This window comes from Rhizobium sp. BK212 (assembly GCF_014197475.1).
Lineage (GTDB): Bacteria > Pseudomonadota > Alphaproteobacteria > Rhizobiales > Rhizobiaceae > Rhizobium > Rhizobium anhuiense.
The window spans coordinates 317,751-336,223 of the sequence record NZ_JACIFS010000006.1 but is presented as its reverse complement, the minus strand read 5'-3'; the positions used below and the strand labels follow the sequence as shown (position 1 = coordinate 336,223).

Below are 18,473 nucleotides of genomic sequence, written 5' to 3'. Positions count from 1 at the left end.
GCCTACGAAACATAAGCCGGAGTAACGGCGCGAATGTGAGCAAAATAGGGCTCTGCCCGCCGCATTCACCGCTGCGGCAGCGTTTCATTAGAACTGTCACATCCAAGCAACGCCGTCGCCGCCGCCAATCTGAGGCATCTTGCTCAGAACTTGATTCATGTGACGCGCTTTAAGTCGTTGTTTTTTATGCATGTCGCCATGCCAGAACCCGCTACAGATCTTTGCGTGGCATGGATTAGCCGCCATTCGCCATGACGGCGGCGCGGTATCGCTTCACTGCGTCGGTCAAGAGACCGGCGATCTTGTCGCGCCAGGTCTCGTCGAGCAGCAGTTTCTCGTCATCGGCATTCGAGAGGAAGCCGAGCTCGAGAAGGATCGACGGCACGTCAGGGGCCTGCAACACGCGAAAGCCGGCGTGACGGTGTGGATTGTTGATGGTGCCAACCTGATCCTTGAAGGAATTCAGCACGCTCTCGGCCAGCGAGATCGAAAAGGCCTGGGTCTCGCGCCGAGTCAGATCGAGCAGGATGTCTGCTACCTCGGGCGGCTCGGCGACCGTCTCCTTGCCGGCGATCTGGTCGGAAAGGTTTTCACGATCGGCAAGGTCGGCGGCGAGCTTGTCGGATGCCTTGTCGGAGATCGTGTAGACGGTCGCGCCGCGGATATCTTTCTGCTTCAGCGTGTCGGCATGCAGGGAAATGAACAGGCCGGCATGGTTCTGGCGGGCGATCAGCACGCGCTGCGAAAGCGACAGGAACTCGTCATCCTCGCGCGTCAGGAAGGCCTTGATGCCCGGCTCCTTGTTCAACCGGTCGGTCAGCGCCTTGGCGAAGGCGAGCGTTACCTGCTTTTCCTCGGTCTTGGTGTCGACGCCGATCGCGCCGGTATCGATGCCGCCATGGCCGGCATCGACGGCGATGACGAAATCGCCGGGAGCGGCTTTCTCAGCTGCCGGAATGGCGCTGGTCGTCTGGTCCGCCTCAGTTTGATCGTTCCAGGATTGGGTCTTCACCAGCTCGGCAAAGGCCTGCTTGTCGATCATCTCGGCATCGAGCACGAGGCGATGCCCCTTGCCTGCCTCGTCGGCCTGCACTTTGGCGAGCGCCAGCTTAACCGGCCTTGCCGTCGTCAGCACGATGCGGGCGCTTTCCTCGTCCATCTTGCCGTAACGGATGTCCTTGAACAGGCCGCGGGCGGCAAGATCCTTCGCCGGAAAGCCGAAGGCGGTGGCCGGCAGGTCGACGACGATGCGTTCCGGATTGGCGATATAGTGGACGGAGAAGCGCGGTTCGCGATCGAAGTCGATGACGATGCGGGTCCTGGCGTCGTCGCCGACGATGCGCGCACCATAGGCGAGCAGCGGATCTCCGGCTTCGACGGAGCCGGCAACGGCCAGGAGGCTGGCGGCCAGAAGCGTTGCCGTCAGAACCCGCCTTGCGAATGTCGATCGCCGCGCTGCGGATTTCGCCGCGATCCGAGCCCTCTTATACAATAAACCGCCACACCCTATTTGAATTGCCATGAACCCGACGCGGCTGCAGCGAACGTCCCCGTGACGAAACACCCGTTAGCCTGCCGAATCGCGATCACTTTATCCCCAGCTTCTATGCGTTACGAAATCCATCAATATTATGGCACATTTGGCTTTTCCCTTGCTATTGTGACACAGAAAACATACAACGAATTTCAGGGTAAAGTGTTGACGGGATAGAGTCGCCGCAAAGGCTGCCAGCCAGATCAGGACCTGGCGCCACATCGGTCATCGTCCGCCGTCTCATGCGCTTCATCCCTAGAACTGGATCCTGATTTTCCGGCTTATTGTCGGAATTCATTGGTGGATCAGCCACCACGCTCTCAGGGAGCAAACTCATCGGACCCGAACGGGTCTTCGTATTTGTCGATCACGCTTGGTTGTTGATGGTTTCGCAGCAGGTTTTATCTGAAGTGTACAGGCCCCGGACCGAAATGGTTCCGGCTGCTGTCTGGCTGCTGCCCTCCCCCTCGCATCAGGCGCGACTTTCATTATCCGGCGCGGCTACAGTGGACCGCATTCTTTCTGTTTCAACAGCAGTCGGGAATGCGCTCTCGCGGCCACGCCGAGGAGCACAGCTTACATGGCAGACAAAATGCTTATCGATGCGTCTCACGAGGAAGAGACGCGCGTCGTTGTCGTTCGCGGGAACCGCATAGAAGAATTTGACTTCGAGTCCCAGCACAAGAAGCAGATCCGCGGCAACATCTATCTTGCAAAGGTAACGAGGGTCGAGCCCTCGCTGCAAGCCGCCTTCGTCGATTACGGCGGCAACCGGCACGGCTTCCTGGCCTTCGCCGAAATCCATCCCGACTATTACCAGATACCGCTTGCCGATCGTCAGGCACTGCTTCGTGCCGAAGCCGAAGAGCATCGCCGCGACGAAGATGTCGAGCATGTCGAAACCGCGCCGATGGTCGATCTTTCCAAGCAGGATCAGCCGGATGTCGGCATCGTTCCGGCAAAGGCGCCGGAAGCGGCTGCCGTAACGGAAGAGACGACAGCGGCATCGCCCGAGGCCGCAGACGAAGCGCCGGCCAAGAAGGCAAGGCCGCGCCGCAGCCGCAAGAAGGTGACCGAACCGGTCGCCGAAACGACCGCGACCGAGGACGCCGTTCCCACAGACGTCGAAGCCGAAGGCGCTTCGACCGTCGACAACGAGGATGACGGCTCGACCGGCGGCGCGATGGCCGCCATGGTAGAAACCGACGAGATTTCCGAGGACGTCGATACCAGCAAGCGTCGCCACGATGATGATGACGACGATGACGATCACGGCGAAGAGGAAGTCATCGAATCCGTCGGCGCCGAAGACGCGATGGAAGAAGTGCCGGACCGCGTGCAGCGCAAGCCGCGCAAGCAGTACCGCATCCAGGAAGTCATTAAGCGCCGCCAGATCCTGCTCGTGCAGGTCGCCAAGGAAGAGCGCGGCAACAAGGGTGCAGCCCTTACCACCTATCTCTCGCTCGCCGGCCGCTATTCCGTCTTGATGCCGAACACGGCGCGCGGCGGCGGCATTTCCCGCAAGATCACCAACCCTGCCGACCGCAAGCGCCTGAAGGAAATCGCGCGCATGCTCGAGGTACCGCAGGGCATGGGCGTCATTCTTCGCACCGCCGGCGCCAACCGCACCAAGGTCGAGGTCAAGCGCGACTTCGAATATCTGATGCGCCTGTGGGAGAACGTACGCACGCTGACGCTGGCGTCCACCGCTCCCTGCCTCGTCTATGAGGAAGGCTCGCTGATCAAGCGCTCGATCCGCGACCTCTATAACAAGGACATCAGCGAGATCATCGTTGCCGGCGAAGAAGGCTATCGTGAAGCGAAAGACTTCATGAAGATGCTGATGCCGAGCCACGCCAAGGTGGTTCAGCCCTATCGCGACATCCACCCGATCTTCTCGCGCTCAGGCATCGAAGCCCAGCTCGACCGCATGCTGCAGCCGCAGGTGACCCTGCGTTCCGGCGGCTACCTGATCATGAACCAGACGGAAGCGCTGGTTTCGATCGACGTCAACTCCGGCCGCTCGACGCGCGAACACTCAATCGAGGATACCGCGTTGCAGACGAACCTCGAAGCCGCGGAAGAAATCGCCCGCCAGCTTCGCCTGCGCGACCTTGCCGGCCTGATCGTCATCGACTTCATCGACATGGAAGAAAAGCGCAACAACCGCGCCGTCGAGAAGAAGCTGAAGGAATGCCTGAAGAACGACCGCGCCCGCATCCAGGTCGGCCGGATCTCGCATTTCGGCCTGCTCGAAATGTCGCGCCAGCGCATCCGCGCTTCGGTTCTCGAATCGACCACGCAGGTGTGCTCGCATTGCGGCGGCACCGGCCATGTGCGTTCGCAGTCCTCCGTCGCGCTGCATGTGCTGCGCGGCATCGAGGAATATCTGCTGAAGAACACCACGCACAACATCACCGTGCGCACCACGCCTGACATCGCGCTCTACCTGCTCAACCACAAGCGCCAGACGATCATCGATTACGAAAGCCGTTTCGGCGTCGCGATCGTCATCGATGCGGATGGTTCGGTCGGTGCGCAGCATTTCGCGATCGATCGCGGCGAAGCCGTGGAAAACCCGGTCAAGATCGAAACACTCTTCAACTTCGCAGCCATTCCCGAAGATGACGACGACGATATCGTCATCGAAGTGGATGAAGAGGAAGACGAAGAACTCGAGGAAAAGCCGGCCGCTGCAGAACGCCCCGCAGCAGTGCGCTCGGAAGGCGAAGGTGACGGTAACCGCAAGCGCAAGCGCCGCAGGCGCCGCCGCGGCCGCAACGGCAATGCCGAGCAGCCGGTATCGGCAGCAGGCGAAGCCGGTGACGAGGATGAGGATGGCGACGACGAGGGCGGCGAAGGTGATGAAAACACCGAAGCCACACCCGAGACGCGCGCTGAAAGCGAGGAATCGCAGCGCCGCAAGCGCCGCCGTCGCGGCAAGCGTGGCGGTCGCCGCAATCGCGCCGAGGATGGCTCCGAGCTGACGGCCGGCGAAGCCGGTGAAGACAATGGCGGCGACGAGGACGAAGGTGACGACGTTTCGAACGACGGCGCTCCTGGTGAAGCCGTAGCTGTCGAGGCGATTGCCGAGCAGGCTGACGAAGCTCAGCCCGCTATGGCAGCCGTCGAGAGTGCAGTGGTCATCACCGAAGATGTGAAGCCCGCCCGCAGCCGCGGCCGCCGCAAACCGGCGGCAGCGCCGGTCGAGGAACCGGTGGCGGAGACCGCACCTGTGGTCGAGGCAGAACCGGAGTTGGTGGAAGCCTCCGCCGATCTCGAAACATCAGTCCAAGAAGAGGCAAAGCCGGTTCGCGCCAACCGCGAATCCAATATCTCCTCCTCCGAGCCGACGGTGAAATCCACCACCCGCGTCGAGAATGGCGACGGCGATGACGGCAAGCCGAAGAAAGCCGGCTGGTGGCAGCGCCGTGGCTTCTTCTGAACGCTGATTTTCGGACGTAAACACTGAAATCCGGCCGCGGCGACGCGGCCGGATTTTCGTTTATGGCGATAGCGTGGGGAGTAGAAATGGGCGGCACTTTGCCACTGTGTACCGCAAGCGAGACGGCATAGAGCGCTTCACTATCGCTCGGCTCGACGCCGGCGAAGAGCGACCATCATCCCCGGTTGCGATCAGGCCGCCGGCGGATAGAGCAAGTCGACGATGTAGCTGGCGTCGAAACGGGAATCGAGCATGCCGTAGGTGGAGCGCCAGCCGCCGGCAAGGCGCGTCTCGATGAAGGCATCGGCAATGCGCCCGGCGCCCAGCCGATAGAGTTCGGCGGCACCGGCAGCCAGCGCCAGTTGCTCGACCAGCAGGCGCGCGGCGCCCTCGTCCTGTTCACACAGCGCGATTGCGGCGCGCAACACGTCGATCGTCTTCTTGCCGGCAGGGCCGAGATCGCGGGCAAGGCCGGCGAAGACGGTTTCGAACAGATCCTTGCCACGGTTGAGCACACGCAGCACGTCAAGCGCCATGACGTTGCCGGAGCCTTCCCAGATGGCGTTGACGGGCGCCTCGCGGTAATGGCGGGCGATCGGGCGATCTTCGATGTAGCCGTTGCCGCCGATGCATTCCATCGCCTCGTAGATCAGCGCCGGCGCGATCTTGCAGCACCAGTATTTGGCGACCGGCGTCATGACGCGGGCATAGGCCGCCTCCTCGGCATTGCCGCGCGCCTTGTCGAAGGCGTCGGCAAGACGGAAGGACAGCGCCGTCGCGGCGGCCACATCGAGCGCCATGTCGGCGAGCACGCGCGTCATGATCGGCTGGTTGACCAGCATCTTGCCGAAGACGCTGCGGCCGCGGGTGTGATGCACGGCTTCGGCAAGCGAGGCGCGCATCATGCCCGATGAGGCCAGCGCACAGTCGAGCCTGGTCAGCGTCACCATGTCGAGGATGGTGCGGATGCCGGCATCCGGACCGCCGAGCAGGAAACCGAATGTGTCTGTAAACTCGACCTCGGAAGAGGCGTTGGAGCGGTTGCCGACCTTGTCCTTCAACCGCTGGAACTGCAACCCGTTGGCGGAACCATCTTCCAGAAGGCGCGGCACGAGAAAGCAACCCATGCCCTCCTTCGTCTGCGCCAGCATGATGAAGGCATCGCTCATCGGCGCGGACATGAACCATTTGTGGCCGGACAGCCGGTAGATACCCTCGCTGACCTTTTCGGCAGCGCTCCTGTTGGCGCGCACATCCGTGCCGCCCTGCTTTTCCGTCATGCCCATGCCGATGGTCACGGCGGATTTCTGCATGGCGGGCTTGTTCGACGAATCATATTTGCGCGAGAGGATCTTTGGCGCCCAGTCCTTTTGGACAGCGGGCGAAGCCGACAGCGCCGCAACCGAGGCGCTGGTCATCGTCAGCGGGCAGAGATGGCCGGATTCCAGCTGTGACGTCAGATAAAACCGCGCGGCGCGAACCTTGTGCGCCTCATCCTTGGCCTCGGTATCGGCCTGCGGGTCCCAGACGGAGGAATGCAGCCCGACCGACATGGAGCGGCGCATCAGCGCGTGCCAGGCGGGATGGAACTCGACGACGTCGAGGCGCTCACCGCGCGGACCATGGGTGCGCAGCTGCGGCGCGCCCTGGTTGGCCATGCGCGCCAGTTCCTGCGCCTCCGGCGAGGTGACGTAGCGGCCCATATTTTCCAGGTCTTCGCGGATGCCGCGCGGGAGGGCCGCCGTCAGGTCGACGATCAGCGGATCGGATCGATAGGCGTTGATGCCGGACCACAGGCTCGGCTGGTTGAGTTCTGCGAGTTTGTCGTCAGTCCGGTTGGCGGAGGTCATAATTCGCTTCTAGTGTAAGAACCCGGCAAAGGGAAACCGGAAGTTATGATTCGGTTCATTCTGCTCTATCGGAATTCGGGCGAAAATGCATGGGGACATAAGCCTTTGCCCACAGCGCATGCTTGCCCCGGCGGGCAGCACTCTTTATAGACCCGCCAGAGACAGCAAGAGGCAAGGTCATGGTCTTTTTCCCCCACCGCCACCTCATCGGCATCAAGGGCCTCACCGAGCAGGATATCACCTATCTTCTCGACAAGGCGGATGAGGCCGTCAAGATCAGCCGCCAGAGAGAAAAGAAGACGTCGACGCTGCGCGGGCTGACGCAGATCAATCTCTTCTTCGAGGCATCGACCCGCACGCAGGCCTCTTTCGAACTTGCCGGTAAGAGGCTCGGGGCCGACGTCATGAACATGTCGGTCGGCAATTCCTCGGTGAAGAAAGGCGAAACGCTGATCGACACGGCGATGACGCTGAATGCCATGCGCCCCGACGTGCTGGTGATCCGCCATTCGAGCGCAGGTGCCGCCGCCCTTCTCGCCCAGAAGGTCTCCTGCTCGGTCGTCAATGCCGGCGACGGGCAGCACGAACATCCGACCCAGGCGCTGCTCGACGCGCTGACGATCCGTCGCGCCAAGGGCAAGCTGTCGCGCATCATCGTGGCAATCTGCGGCGACGTGCTGCATTCGCGGGTGGCGCGCTCCAACATCCTATTGCTCAACGCGATGGGCGCCCGCGTCCGTGTCGTCGCACCTGCAACCCTCCTGCCCGCCGGCATCGCCGAGATGGGCGTCGAGGTCTTCCATTCGATGAAGGAAGGGCTGAAGGACGCCGACGTCGTGATGATGCTGCGGCTGCAGCGCGAGCGCATGTCCGGCGCCTTCGTGCCTTCGGTGCGCGAATATTATCACTTCTACGGACTCGACGCCGAAACGCTGAAAGCCGCCAAGGAGGATGCGCTGGTCATGCATCCCGGCCCGATGAACCGCGGCGTCGAGATCGCGTCTGAGGTGGCGGACGGGCCGCAGAGTGTGATCGCCGAACAGGTGGAGATGGGGGTGGCGGTGCGCATGGCGGTCATGGAGACGCTGCTCGTCTCGCAGAACCAGGGTCCCCGCAGCGATGGAATGATGGCATGAGCAACCCGATCGTCCTCAAGAACGTCCGCATCGTCGATCCCTCGCGCAACCTCGATGAAGTCGGAACGATCATCGCCGAAAACGGCGTGATCATCGCCGCCGGCCATGCGGCGCAGAATCAGGGCGCGCCTGATGGCGCCGTCATCCGCGACTGCACGGGCCTTGTGGCGACGCCCGGCCTCGTCGATGCGCGCGTCCATATCGGCGAACCCGGCGGCGAGCATCGTGAGACGATCGCCTCGGCGAGCCGGGCGGCGGCGGCCGGGGGCGTCACCTCGATCATCATGATGCCGGACACCGATCCCGTCATCGACGACATCGCGCTCGTCGAATTCGTCAAGAAGACGGCGCGGGATACGGCCGCCGTCAATGTCTATCCGGCAGCCGCCATCACCAAGGGCCTTGCCGGCGAGGAAATGACCGAGATCGGCCTGTTGAAGCAGGCCGGCGCCGTCGCCTTCACCGATGCCCATTCCAGCGTCCACGACACGCAGGTGCTGCGCCGGATCATGACCTATGCGCGCGAATTCGGCGCCGTCGTCTCCTGCGAGACGCGCGACAAATATCTCGGCGCCAACGGCGTCATGCATGAAGGGCTTTTCGCCAGCTGGCTCGGGCTCTCCGGCATCCCGCGGGAAGCCGAGCTCATCCCGCTCGAACGCGATCTCAGGATCGCCGAGCTGACGCGCGGACGTTATCACGCCGCAATGATCTCGGTGCCGCAATCGGTCGAGGCGATCGAACGTGCCCGCAGCCGCGGCGCCAAGGTGACCTCAGGCATCTCGATCAACAATCTGGCGCTCAACGAAAACGACATCGGCGAATACCGGACCTTCTTCAAGCTCTATCCGCCGCTGCGCCCGGAAGACGACCGGGTGGCGATGGTCGAGGCCCTTGCCAGCGGCGCGATCGACATCATCGTCTCCTCGCACGACCCGCAGGACGTCGACACGAAGCGCCTGCCCTTCGCCGAGGCGGAGGACGGCGCGGTCGGGCTGGAAACCATGCTGGCGGCAGCGCTGAGGCTTCACCATGGCGGCCAGGTGAGCCTGATGCGCCTGATCGACGCCATGTCCACCCGCCCTGCCGAGATTTTTGGCCTCCCCGCCGGCACGCTGAAGCCGGGTGCGGCGGCCGATATCGCACTGATCGATCTCGATGAGCCTTGGCTTGTCGCCAAAGACATGCTTCTCTCCCGTTCGAAGAATACGCCGTTCGAGGATGCACGCTTCAGCGGACGGGCGGTCGCGACATACGTCTCGGGAAAGCTTGTCCACGCAATTTAGGAGACGGCTGGACCGAGGATAGGTCACGAAGGGCCGAGGGGGCATATGTTATCCAATCTCATGTCATGGCAGATCACCCTGCCGATCGCGCTTATCGCCGCCGTCATCGGCTATCTCTTCGGCTCCATTCCTTTCGGCCTGATCCTGACGCGTGCGGCCGGCCTCGGCGATGTGCGCAGCATCGGCTCCGGCAATATCGGCGCGACCAATGTGCTCAGAACCGGAAACCGTAAGCTCGCCGCGGCCACGCTGCTGCTCGATGCGCTGAAGGCATCGGCGGCGGCCTGGGTCGTCGGTTATTTCCTCGGTGAGGAGGCGGCGATCATCGCCGGCTTCTTCGCCTTCATCGGCCATCTCTTCCCGGTCTGGATCGGCTTCAAGGGCGGCAAGGGCGTCGCCACCTATATCGGCACCCTGCTCGGCGTCGCGCCGATCATGGTCGTGCTCTTCGCCGCCGTCTGGCTGGCGGTCGCCTTCACCACCCGCTACTCCTCGCTGTCGGCGCTGGTCGCCATGCTCGTCACTCCGGTGGCGCTATGGATCCTGGGCAATGAGAAGGTTGCGGCCGTCATGGCGATCATGACCCTGATTTCCTACTGGAAGCACAAGGCGAATATCTCCCGACTGATGGACGGGACGGAAAGCAAGATCGGGGCAAAGGGATAATGGATGCGCTGAGCGCGGGACCAAAAGGCGTCGTACTGACCGAACGGCAGAGAATTGCCTGGCTGCGCCTCATCCGTTCCGACAATATCGGCCCCGCCACCTTTCGCGACCTCATCAATCATTTCGGTTCGGCCGAGGCAGCACTTGCCGCATTGCCGGAGCTTTCGGCCCGCGGCGGCGCCACGCGGGCAATCCGCATTGCCAGCGAGGCCGAAGCGCATCGGGAACTGGAGGCGGCGCACCGTTTCGGCGCCCGCTTCGTCGGCATCGGTGAGCCGGACTATCCGCAGGCACTGAAACAGATCGACGGCGCACCGCCGCTTCTGGCCGTCAAGGGCGCGCTTGCCGCCGCCAAACGACCGGCCGTCGGCATCGTCGGCTCCCGCAACGCCTCGGTCGCAGGCGCGAAATTCGCGGCGATGGTGGCGCGCGACTGCGGCCGGGCGGGTTATACCGTGGTCTCGGGTCTGGCGCGCGGCATCGACACATCAGCGCACCGGGCAAGCCTCGACACAGGCACGATCGCCGCCCTTGCCGGCGGTCTCGACCAGCCCTACCCGCCGGAGAATATCGGCCTGCTCGAGGAGATCACCGGCGGCAACGGCCTGGCGGTCAGCGAGATGCCCTTCGGCTGGGAGCCCCGCGCCCGCGACTTTCCGCGCCGCAACCGGTTGATCGCCGGCATCGCGCTCGGCCTCGTCGTCGTCGAAGCGGCGACACGTTCCGGCTCGCTGATCACGGCGCGGCTTGCCGGCGAGTTCGGCCGCCTGGTGTTTGCCGTGCCCGGCTCGCCGCTCGATCCGCGCTGCCATGGCACCAACGGGTTGTTGAAGGACGGCGCTTCGATCGTGACCGCGCCTGCCGATGTCGTCGAGGCTTTGGCGCCGCTTGCGCAATTCGACCTGTTTTCGTCATCGATGGCGGAGGCACCGGCGCATGAGGGCAAGGCAATCCCGGTGCCACCCGGCGATCCCGACCGAACCCGCGTCATCGATGCGCTCGGGCCGACGCCGGTCGAGATCGACGACGTCATCCGCCATACCGGTCTGTCGGCATCCGCGGTCTATCTCATCCTTCTGGAACTCGATATATCGGGCAGGCTGCAGCGGCATCAGGGCGGGTTCGTCTCGCTTTCCGATTGAACTTTGCACGATATCGCAGAATTGCTGCCCCCTGTGTCGAAAACCTTCGACAACCTATCTAAGATTGCATTTCCCCGACAAACTCCCTTCGGCTGCACCGGATGCAAGAACTAAAATTGTAGCAAACCCCTTGACCGCGGCGATTTCCCTGTCCATGTCGGAGGGCCGGGATCCATCTTTCGGTGTGTGTCGCGCTGGCTTCAACGCTGGCGTCGTTTCCTTTTTAGAGAATCATCATGAATGTTGTAGTGGTGGAATCGCCTGCCAAGGCCAAGACGATCAACAAGTATCTGGGTCCGGGATACAAAGTGCTCGCCTCCTTCGGCCATGTGCGCGATCTGCCTGCCAAGGACGGCTCAGTTCTTCCTGATCAGGATTTCGAAATGCTTTGGGAGGTCGATAGCGCCTCCGCAAAGCGGATGAAGGATATTGCCGATGCGGTGAAATCCTCCGACGGCCTTTTTCTCGCGACCGACCCGGATCGCGAAGGCGAAGCGATTTCCTGGCACGTTCTCGATATGCTGAACAAGAAGCGCGTGCTGAACGGCAAGCCGGTCAAACGCGTCGTCTTCAACGCCATCACCAAGAAGGCGGTGCTCGACGCGATGGCCGATCCGCGCGACATCGACGTGCCGCTCGTCGACGCCTATCTGGCGCGGCGCGCGCTCGACTATCTGGTCGGCTTCAATCTTTCGCCGGTGCTCTGGCGCAAGCTGCCCGGCGCCCGGTCGGCCGGCCGCGTCCAGTCGGTGGCGCTTCGTCTGGTCTGCGACCGTGAATCCGAGATCGAACGCTTCATTTCGGAAGAATACTGGAACATCTCGGCCCTTCTAAAGACACCGCGCGGCGACGAGTTCGAGGCCAGGCTGGTTTCGGCGAATGGCAAACGGCTGCAGCCGCGCGCGATCGGCAACGGCGAGGATGCCGGCAAGCTCAAGGCATTGCTCGAAGGCGCAAGCTATATCGTCGACTCCGTCGAAGCGAAACCGGTCAAGCGCAATCCCGGACCGCCGTTTACGACCTCGACCCTGCAGCAGGCCGCCTCCTCCAATCTCGGCTTCTCCGCCTCGCGCACCATGCAGATCGCCCAGAAGCTCTATGAAGGCGTCGATATCGGCGGCGAGACGGTCGGTCTCATCACCTATATGCGAACCGACGGCGTGCAGATGGCGCCCGAGGCGATCGATGCGGCGCGCCGCGCCATCGTCGACCAGTTCGGCGAGCGCTATATGCCCGAGAAGGCGCGCTTCTATTCCACCAAGGCCAAGAACGCCCAGGAGGCGCACGAGGCGATCCGTCCGACCGATTTCTACCGCTCGCCCGACCGCGTGCGCAAATTCCTCGATGCCGATCAGATCCGCCTCTACGACCTGATCTGGAAGCGCGGCATCGCCAGCCAGATGGCGTCGGCCGAAATCGAGCGCACGACGGCTGAAATCACCGCCGACAACAAGGGCGAGAAGGCCGGGCTGCGCGCCGTCGGTTCGGTCATCCGCTTCGACGGTTTCATCGCCGCCTATACCGACCAGAAGGAGGACGGCGAGCAGAGTGACGACGGCGACGAGGATAGCCGCCTGCCGGAGATCAATGCACGCGAGACGCTCGCCAAGCAGAAGATCAACTCGACGCAGCATTTCACCGAGCCGCCGCCGCGCTATTCGGAAGCCTCGCTGATCAAGAAGATGGAAGAGCTCGGCATCGGCCGCCCCTCCACCTATGCCGCGACGCTGGCGACGTTGCGCGACCGCGACTATGTGACGATCGACAAGCGCAAGCTTATCCCGCAGGCCAAGGGCCGGCTGGTGACCGCTTTCCTCGAAAGCTTCTTCACCAAATATGTTGAATACGACTTCACCGCCGATCTCGAAGAGAAGCTCGACCGGATTTCCGCCGGCGAGCTGAACTGGAAGCAGGTGCTGCGCGACTTCTGGAAGGATTTCTTCGCCCAGATCGAGGACACCAAGGAACTGCGCGTCACCAACGTGCTCGATTCGCTGAACGAGGCGCTGGCGCCGCTCGTCTTCCCGAAGCGCGAGGATGGCAGCGATCCCCGGATCTGCCAGGTCTGCGGCACCGGCAACCTGTCGCTGAAGCTCGGCAAATACGGCGCCTTCGTCGGCTGCTCAAATTATCCGGATTGCAACTACACCCGCCAGCTCTCCTCCGAAAACGGCGGAGAGGCGGACGGTGCTGCCCTTAACGAGCCGAAGAACCTCGGCACCGATCCGACGACCGGCGAGGAGCTGACGCTGCGGTCCGGCCGCTTCGGCCCCTATATACAGCGCGGCGACGGCAAGGAAGCCAAACGCGCCTCGCTGCCGAAGGGATGGAAGCCCGAGGATATCGACTATGAAAAGGCGATGGCGTTGATCTCGCTGCCGCGCGATATCGGCAAACACCCCGAAACGGGCAAGATGATCTCATCCGGCATCGGTCGCTACGGGCCGTTCCTCCTGCATGACGGTTCCTATGCCAATCTGGAAACCGTCGAGGACGTGTTCTCGGTCGGCCTCAACCGTGCCGTGACTGTTATCGCCGAAAAGGCGAACCAGCCGCCGGGGCGGGGTTCGCGCGGGACACCGGCGGCGCTGAAGACGCTCGGCGATCATCCTGATGGCGGCCCCATCACCGTTCGCGACGGCAAGTACGGACCTTACGTCAATTGGGGCAAGGTCAATGCGACATTGCCGAAGGGCAAGGACCCGCAGGCGATCACCGTCGAGGAAGCGCTCGCGCTGATCACCGAAAAGGCCGGCAAGGCGCCTGCAGGCAAGACGGCAAAGGCGAAGGCCAAGCCGAAGGCGGCGGCCGCCGAAGCCAAGACCACCAAGACGGCGGCCAAGCCGAAGGCAACGAAGGCGAAAGCGCCGGCGAAATCGAAAAAGGGCTGACGTGAGCAGGATACCGCGCGAGAGAACGAACCCCGCGGGCAAGCGCCCGGGCAAGATCGGCCGCTCGGGCAAGGATGCTCCCGCCGTCGAGCCGCTGAACATCGTCCACGGCGCCCTGCCCTCACGCGAGGTGATCCTGCGCTTCATCGCCGATCATCCGCAGAAAGCCTCCAAACGCGAACTCGCCAAGGCTTTCGGCCTGAAGGGCGACAGCCGCGTCGAGCTCAAGCACATGCTGCAGGAACTCGAGCAGGAAGGCATGCTGCAGAAGAACCGCAAGTCGCTGATCCGTCCCGGCGCGCTGCCGCCCGTCACCGTTCTCGATATCACCACACGCGACAAGGATGGCGATCTGATCGGCCGGCCGGCGGAATGGCCGGAGGACCAGGGCGTCGCACCCGCCGTCGCCATCCGCCAGCAATCGCCCGCAGGCCACCGGGGCAAGGGCAAGGCGCCCGTCGCCGGCCTCGGCGACCGCATCCTGGCAAAGATCTTCCCGGCCGTCGATCGCGGCGGGCCGGCCTATACGGCGCGGATCATCAAGGTGATCGACAGGCGCCGCGGCGCCTCGATGGGCGTCTTCCGCGCAGCACCCGGCGGCGGTGGCCGGCTGCTGCCGATCGAACGGCGCGGCGAGGAAATGGTGATCGATCCCGACTTCACCGGCGGCGCCGCGGACGGCGACCTGGTCGAAGTGGAAGTCGCCCGTCTCGGCCGCTTCGGCCTGCCGCGCGCCAAGGTGCTTTCCGTCGTCGGTTCCGTCGGTTCGGAAAAGGCGATCTCGATGATCGCCATCCATGCACACGGCATCCCGCATGTCTTCCCGCCTGCGGTCATCGCCGAGGCGGATGACGCCAAGCCTGCCAACATGTCGCATCGCGAGGATTGGCGCGACGTGCCGCTGATCACCATCGATCCGGCCGACGCCAAGGACCATGACGATGCGGTCTATGCCGAGCTCGACCCCTCGCCCGACAATCCCGGCGGCGTCCTCGTCACCGTCGCGATTGCCGACGTTTCCTGGTATGTCCGCCCCAATTCGCCGCTCGACCGCGAGGCGCTGAAGCGCGGCAACTCGGTCTATTTCCCGGATCGCGTCGTGCCGATGCTGCCGGAGCGCATCTCCAACGATCTCTGCTCGCTGAAGCAAGGCGTCGACCGCCCGGCGCTCGCCGTGCGCATGAGCTTTTCCGCGGAAGGCCGCAAGATCGGCCACACCTTCCATCGCATCATGATGAAGAGCGCCGCAAAGCTCTCCTACCAGCAGGCGCAGGCGGCGATCGACGGCAAGCCGGACGATCAGACCGGACCGATGCTCGAGCCGATCCTGAAGCCGCTCTGGCACGCCTATGAGGTGATGAAGCGCGGACGCGACCGGCGCCAGCCGCTGGAACTCGACATGCCGGAGCGCAAGATCCTGCTGAAGCCCGACGGCACGGTCGACCGGGTCTTCGTGCCGCCGCGGCTCGATGCGCACAAGCTGATCGAAGAAATGATGATCCAGGCGAATGTCTGCGCCGCCGAGACCCTGGAAAAGAAACGCCAGCCGCTGATCTACCGCATCCATGACGGCCCGACGCTCGCCAAGCAGGAAATCCTGCGCGAGTTCCTGGCGACACTCGGCATCTCGCTTGCCAAGGGCGGCAATATGCGCGCCAACAGCTTCAACGGCATTCTGGCGAAGGCGGACGGTACGCCGCACCAGACGATGGTCAACGAGATGGTGCTGCGTTCGCAGAGCCAGGCGATCTACGGTCCCGAGAATATCGGCCATTTCGGCCTCAACCTGATGAAATACGCCCACTTCACCTCGCCGATCCGCCGCTACGCCGATCTCATCGTGCATCGCGCCCTCGTCGGTTCGCTGGGCTTCGGCGAAGGCGGCATTACGCCCGACGAAGAGGCGGCACTCGACGATATCGCCGCCGAAATCTCGACCTTCGAGCGCCGCGCCATGGCCGCCGAGCGCGAGACGGTCGACCGGCTGATCGCCCATCATCTGAGCGGCCGCGTCGGCGAGGAATTTGCCGGGCGGGTCTCGGGCGTGACGAAATCGGGGCTTTTTGTCGCCTTGCCGGACTATGGCGCCGACGGCTTCGTCCCTATATCTACGCTCGGCACCGATTATTTCATCTATGACGAGGCGCATCAGGCGCTGTCGGGGGAACGAACGGGGCTCGGCTATCGCCTGGGCGACAGCGTCACCGTGAAGCTTGCCGAAGCGATCCCGCTTGCCGGCGCGCTGCGTTTCGAGATGATCAGCGAGGGCCGCGAGATGCCGACGGCGGTGCGCTCCTTCCACAAAGCGGGCCGCCGCGACAGGGGCCAGGTCCGCAAGAAACCCGGAACGAGGCCGCCGCGCGGACGGCACTAGCCCACCGGCTCGAAAATCGGAATCGATTTTCGAAAAGCGCGATGCAAGGATTGAAAGAGTTAGAGCGTTCTTTGTGCGTCCGAAAGGACGCACGGGGCTCTATGTCCGAAAGAGGAACAGGCGATGATCACACCGACCGATCCGGCGGTCCGCTACGGAGATGCGCCCGAGGTCGAGCGTCCGGTTGGGCGCTCGGTCATGCGCGGGCTGATGAACCGCTGCCCGGCCTGCGGTAACGGCAAGCTCTTTCGCGCCTTCCTGAAACCGGTCGATCATTGCGCGGCCTGCGGCGAGGCGATGCATCACCAACGCGCCGACGACCTGCCGCCCTATATCGTCATTCTCGTCCTTGGCCACGTCGTGGTCGGCGGCTATATGCTGACCGACCTGACTTTCGTGCTGCCGGTCTGGGTGCACCTTGCCATCTGGGCGCCGATCACCGTCATCACAGCGCTCGCCTCGATCCAGCCTATCAAGGGCGGCGTCATCGGCCTGCAGTGGGCGCTGCGCATGCACGGTTTCGGCGGGGAGAGTGATGGTGCGGACGATTATGACATCCCCGGCCGGCCGGATTAGAGCATGTCGAGCAAAAGCGCGAGCCGCGAATCTGAAAGATCGCGACGCACTTTAGCGCCTTCACCTTCCAGACATATTTAACGTGTAGTGCCAGCGCTCCACCGATCACCACCCGAACGCGGCAGCCGACGATCCTCAACGACTTGACATGGTACGCTTTTCTTGTCTGAACAGGCTTTACATTCCGCAGGTGGTCACTCACATCGGAAATACTGCGAAACGCTGCCCGTCACCTGGATTTGGCACGCCTGTGTCTTTCTATGCGAGGTGACAGGCCGGTTCGCTCGCGTAGCTTTCTAAGGATGGATAAATGTCTCAGCCGAGAAACGGCACACCGGGCGATGTCGAGGAAATCCATTGGCCTTCTCTGGTGGCAGCCATCTCGTCCATATCAGCCGTCGGCATAGCAATCGGCCTCGGACTCCCGCTTCTCAGCATCATCCTCGAAAAACGCGGCATCTCGTCCACCTTGATCGGGCTCAACACGGCGATGGCCGGGGTTGCGGCGATGGCCGCCGCACCAATCACCACCAAGCTTGCCCATAAATACGGCGTTGCGCCGACGATGCTCTGGGCGGTGCTGATTTCGGCGCTGAGCGCGCTCGGTTTTTATTACGCCGAGGATTTCTGGATGTGGTTTCCGCTGCGTTTCGCCTTCCATGGCGCGACGACGACGCTGTTCATCCTCTCCGAATTCTGGATCAATGCCGCTTCGCCGCCTTCCAAGCGCGGCTTCGTGCTCGGCATCTACGCGACGGTGCTTTCCCTTGGCTTTGCGGCCGGGCCGCTGCTCTTTTCGATCCTCGGCAGCGACGGCATCTTCCCCTTCCTCATCGGCGCCGCCGCCATCCTGCTTGCCGCCATCCCGATCTTCATCGCCCGCGACGAAAGCCCGGTGCTCGAGGAAAAACCGGAGCTGCATTTCATGCGCTACGTCTTCCTGGTGCCGACGGCGACGGCGGCGGTCTTCATCTTCGGCGCGGTCGAAGCGGGCGGGCTGTCGCTTTTCCCGATCTTTGCCGTGCGCGCCCATTTCACCGAATCGCAGGCAGCACTTCTGCTGACCATGATGGGTGTCGGCAACGTCATCTTTCAGATCCCGCTCGGCCTGCTCTCCGACCGCATCGGCGACAAGCGGCCGCTTCTGGCTGCCATGGCGCTGATGGGGTTCATCGGCTCGATGATGCTGCCTCTGCTGGTCGACAACTGGCTGCTGATGGCCGGGCTCCTGCTTTTCTGGGGCGGCTGCGTCTCCGGCCTCTATACGGTCGGACTCAGCCATCTCGGCTCGCGGCTGACGGGTTCCGACCTTGCGGCGGCCAATGCTGCCTTCGTCTTCTGTTATGCGATGGGAACCGTGGCCGGGCCGCAGGCGATCGGCGCGGCGATCGATGTCGCTGGAAATAATGGTTTTGCCTGGGCGATTGCCGCCTTCTTCGGCCTGTACGCCCTACTTTCCGGCATCAGACTGATGTTCATTCGAAAACGGACTTGACTTTTCGGGCTGGATTCGTAGTTTCGCGCCAGAATTTGCCGTGGAGCCCATCCGGCTTCCACGGCTTTCATTTTCTTA

The 18,473-nt window shown here is 63.1% G+C and carries 11 protein-coding genes; 9 read left to right on the top strand and 2 right to left on the bottom strand.

Annotated features, from left to right (window positions below; translation table 11 throughout):
* Positions 1–235: 235 nt before the first annotated feature.
* On the bottom strand, positions 236–1,492 hold the full coding sequence (locus FHT79_RS20980; RefSeq protein WP_183904037.1) for an N-acetylmuramoyl-L-alanine amidase: 1,257 nt from the start codon (positions 1,490–1,492) through the stop codon (positions 236–238).
* A 622-nt stretch (positions 1,493–2,114) separates the two neighbouring features.
* Between FHT79_RS20980 and FHT79_RS20975 the strand changes: the two genes are divergently transcribed.
* The gene (locus FHT79_RS20975) at positions 2,115–4,979 is read left to right on the top strand and encodes a ribonuclease E/G (protein WP_183904036.1); all 2,865 of its coding nucleotides are present in this window, start codon (positions 2,115–2,117) and stop codon (positions 4,977–4,979) included.
* Between the two features lie 191 nt (positions 4,980–5,170).
* On the opposite strand, the gene FHT79_RS20970 is transcribed toward FHT79_RS20975, so the two are convergent.
* A complete protein-coding gene (locus FHT79_RS20970) occupies positions 5,171–6,829 on the bottom strand; it encodes an acyl-CoA dehydrogenase family protein (protein WP_183904035.1) in 1,659 nt (552 codons plus the stop codon).
* 179 nt (positions 6,830–7,008) lie between these two features.
* Between FHT79_RS20970 and FHT79_RS20965 the strand changes: the two genes are divergently transcribed.
* The 8 genes from FHT79_RS20965 to FHT79_RS20930 all read left to right on the top strand — a co-directional run bounded on the left by FHT79_RS20965 (position 7,009) and on the right by FHT79_RS20930 (position 18,395).
* Positions 7,009–7,965, top strand: a complete 957-nt coding sequence (locus FHT79_RS20965) for an aspartate carbamoyltransferase catalytic subunit (RefSeq protein WP_007626148.1) — start codon at positions 7,009–7,011, stop codon at positions 7,963–7,965.
* Positions 7,962–9,251, top strand: a complete 1,290-nt coding sequence (locus FHT79_RS20960) for a dihydroorotase (RefSeq protein ID WP_183904034.1) — start codon at positions 7,962–7,964, stop codon at positions 9,249–9,251. The genes FHT79_RS20965 and FHT79_RS20960 overlap by 4 nt, the downstream gene beginning before the upstream one ends.
* Positions 9,252–9,296: 45 nt before the next feature.
* On the top strand, positions 9,297–9,917 hold the full coding sequence (gene plsY / locus FHT79_RS20955) for a glycerol-3-phosphate 1-O-acyltransferase PlsY (RefSeq protein ID WP_183904033.1): 621 nt from the start codon (positions 9,297–9,299) through the stop codon (positions 9,915–9,917).
* Positions 9,917–11,059: a DNA-processing protein DprA gene (gene dprA / locus FHT79_RS20950; RefSeq protein WP_183904032.1), complete on the top strand. Its 1,143-nt coding sequence runs from the start codon at positions 9,917–9,919 to the stop codon at positions 11,057–11,059. Before plsY ends, dprA begins: the two co-directional genes overlap by 1 nt.
* A 236-nt stretch (positions 11,060–11,295) precedes the next feature.
* Entirely contained in the window at positions 11,296–13,950 is a 2,655-nt protein-coding gene (gene topA / locus FHT79_RS20945) for a type I DNA topoisomerase (protein WP_183904031.1), read from the top strand.
* Between the two features lies 1 nt (position 13,951).
* Positions 13,952–16,324, top strand: a complete 2,373-nt coding sequence (gene rnr / locus FHT79_RS20940; RefSeq protein ID WP_183904030.1) for a ribonuclease R — start codon at positions 13,952–13,954, stop codon at positions 16,322–16,324.
* Between the two features lie 123 nt (positions 16,325–16,447).
* Positions 16,448–16,900 carry a DUF983 domain-containing protein gene (locus tag FHT79_RS20935; RefSeq protein WP_047616564.1) on the top strand — a complete coding sequence of 151 codons (453 nt, stop codon included), beginning with the start codon at positions 16,448–16,450 and terminating at the stop codon, positions 16,898–16,900.
* A 310-nt stretch (positions 16,901–17,210) separates the two neighbouring features.
* The gene (locus FHT79_RS20930) at positions 17,211–18,395 is read left to right on the top strand and encodes an MFS transporter (protein ID WP_063474318.1); all 1,185 of its coding nucleotides are present in this window, start codon (positions 17,211–17,213) and stop codon (positions 18,393–18,395) included.
* Positions 18,396–18,473 lie beyond the last annotated feature (78 nt).

Excerpts from the sequence above, each read along its gene's own strand:
- FHT79_RS20975 (WP_183904036.1), top strand. The coding sequence starts at position 2,115 with ATGGCAGACAAAATGCTTATCGATGCGTCTCACGAGGAAGAGACGCGC.
- plsY (WP_183904033.1), top strand. The coding sequence starts at position 9,297 with ATGTTATCCAATCTCATGTCATGGCAGATCACCCTGCCGATCGCGCTT.
- dprA (WP_183904032.1), top strand. The coding sequence starts at position 9,917 with ATGGATGCGCTGAGCGCGGGACCAAAAGGCGTCGTACTGACCGAACGG.
- topA (WP_183904031.1), top strand. The coding sequence starts at position 11,296 with ATGAATGTTGTAGTGGTGGAATCGCCTGCCAAGGCCAAGACGATCAAC.
- FHT79_RS20965 (WP_007626148.1), top strand. The coding sequence starts at position 7,009 with ATGGTCTTTTTCCCCCACCGCCACCTCATCGGCATCAAGGGCCTCACC.
- FHT79_RS20970 (WP_183904035.1), bottom strand. The coding sequence starts at position 6,829 with ATGACCTCCGCCAACCGGACTGACGACAAACTCGCAGAACTCAACCAG.
- FHT79_RS20960 (WP_183904034.1), top strand. The coding sequence starts at position 7,962 with ATGAGCAACCCGATCGTCCTCAAGAACGTCCGCATCGTCGATCCCTCG.
- FHT79_RS20935 (WP_047616564.1), top strand. The coding sequence starts at position 16,448 with ATGATCACACCGACCGATCCGGCGGTCCGCTACGGAGATGCGCCCGAG.
- FHT79_RS20930 (WP_063474318.1), top strand. The coding sequence starts at position 17,211 with ATGTCTCAGCCGAGAAACGGCACACCGGGCGATGTCGAGGAAATCCAT.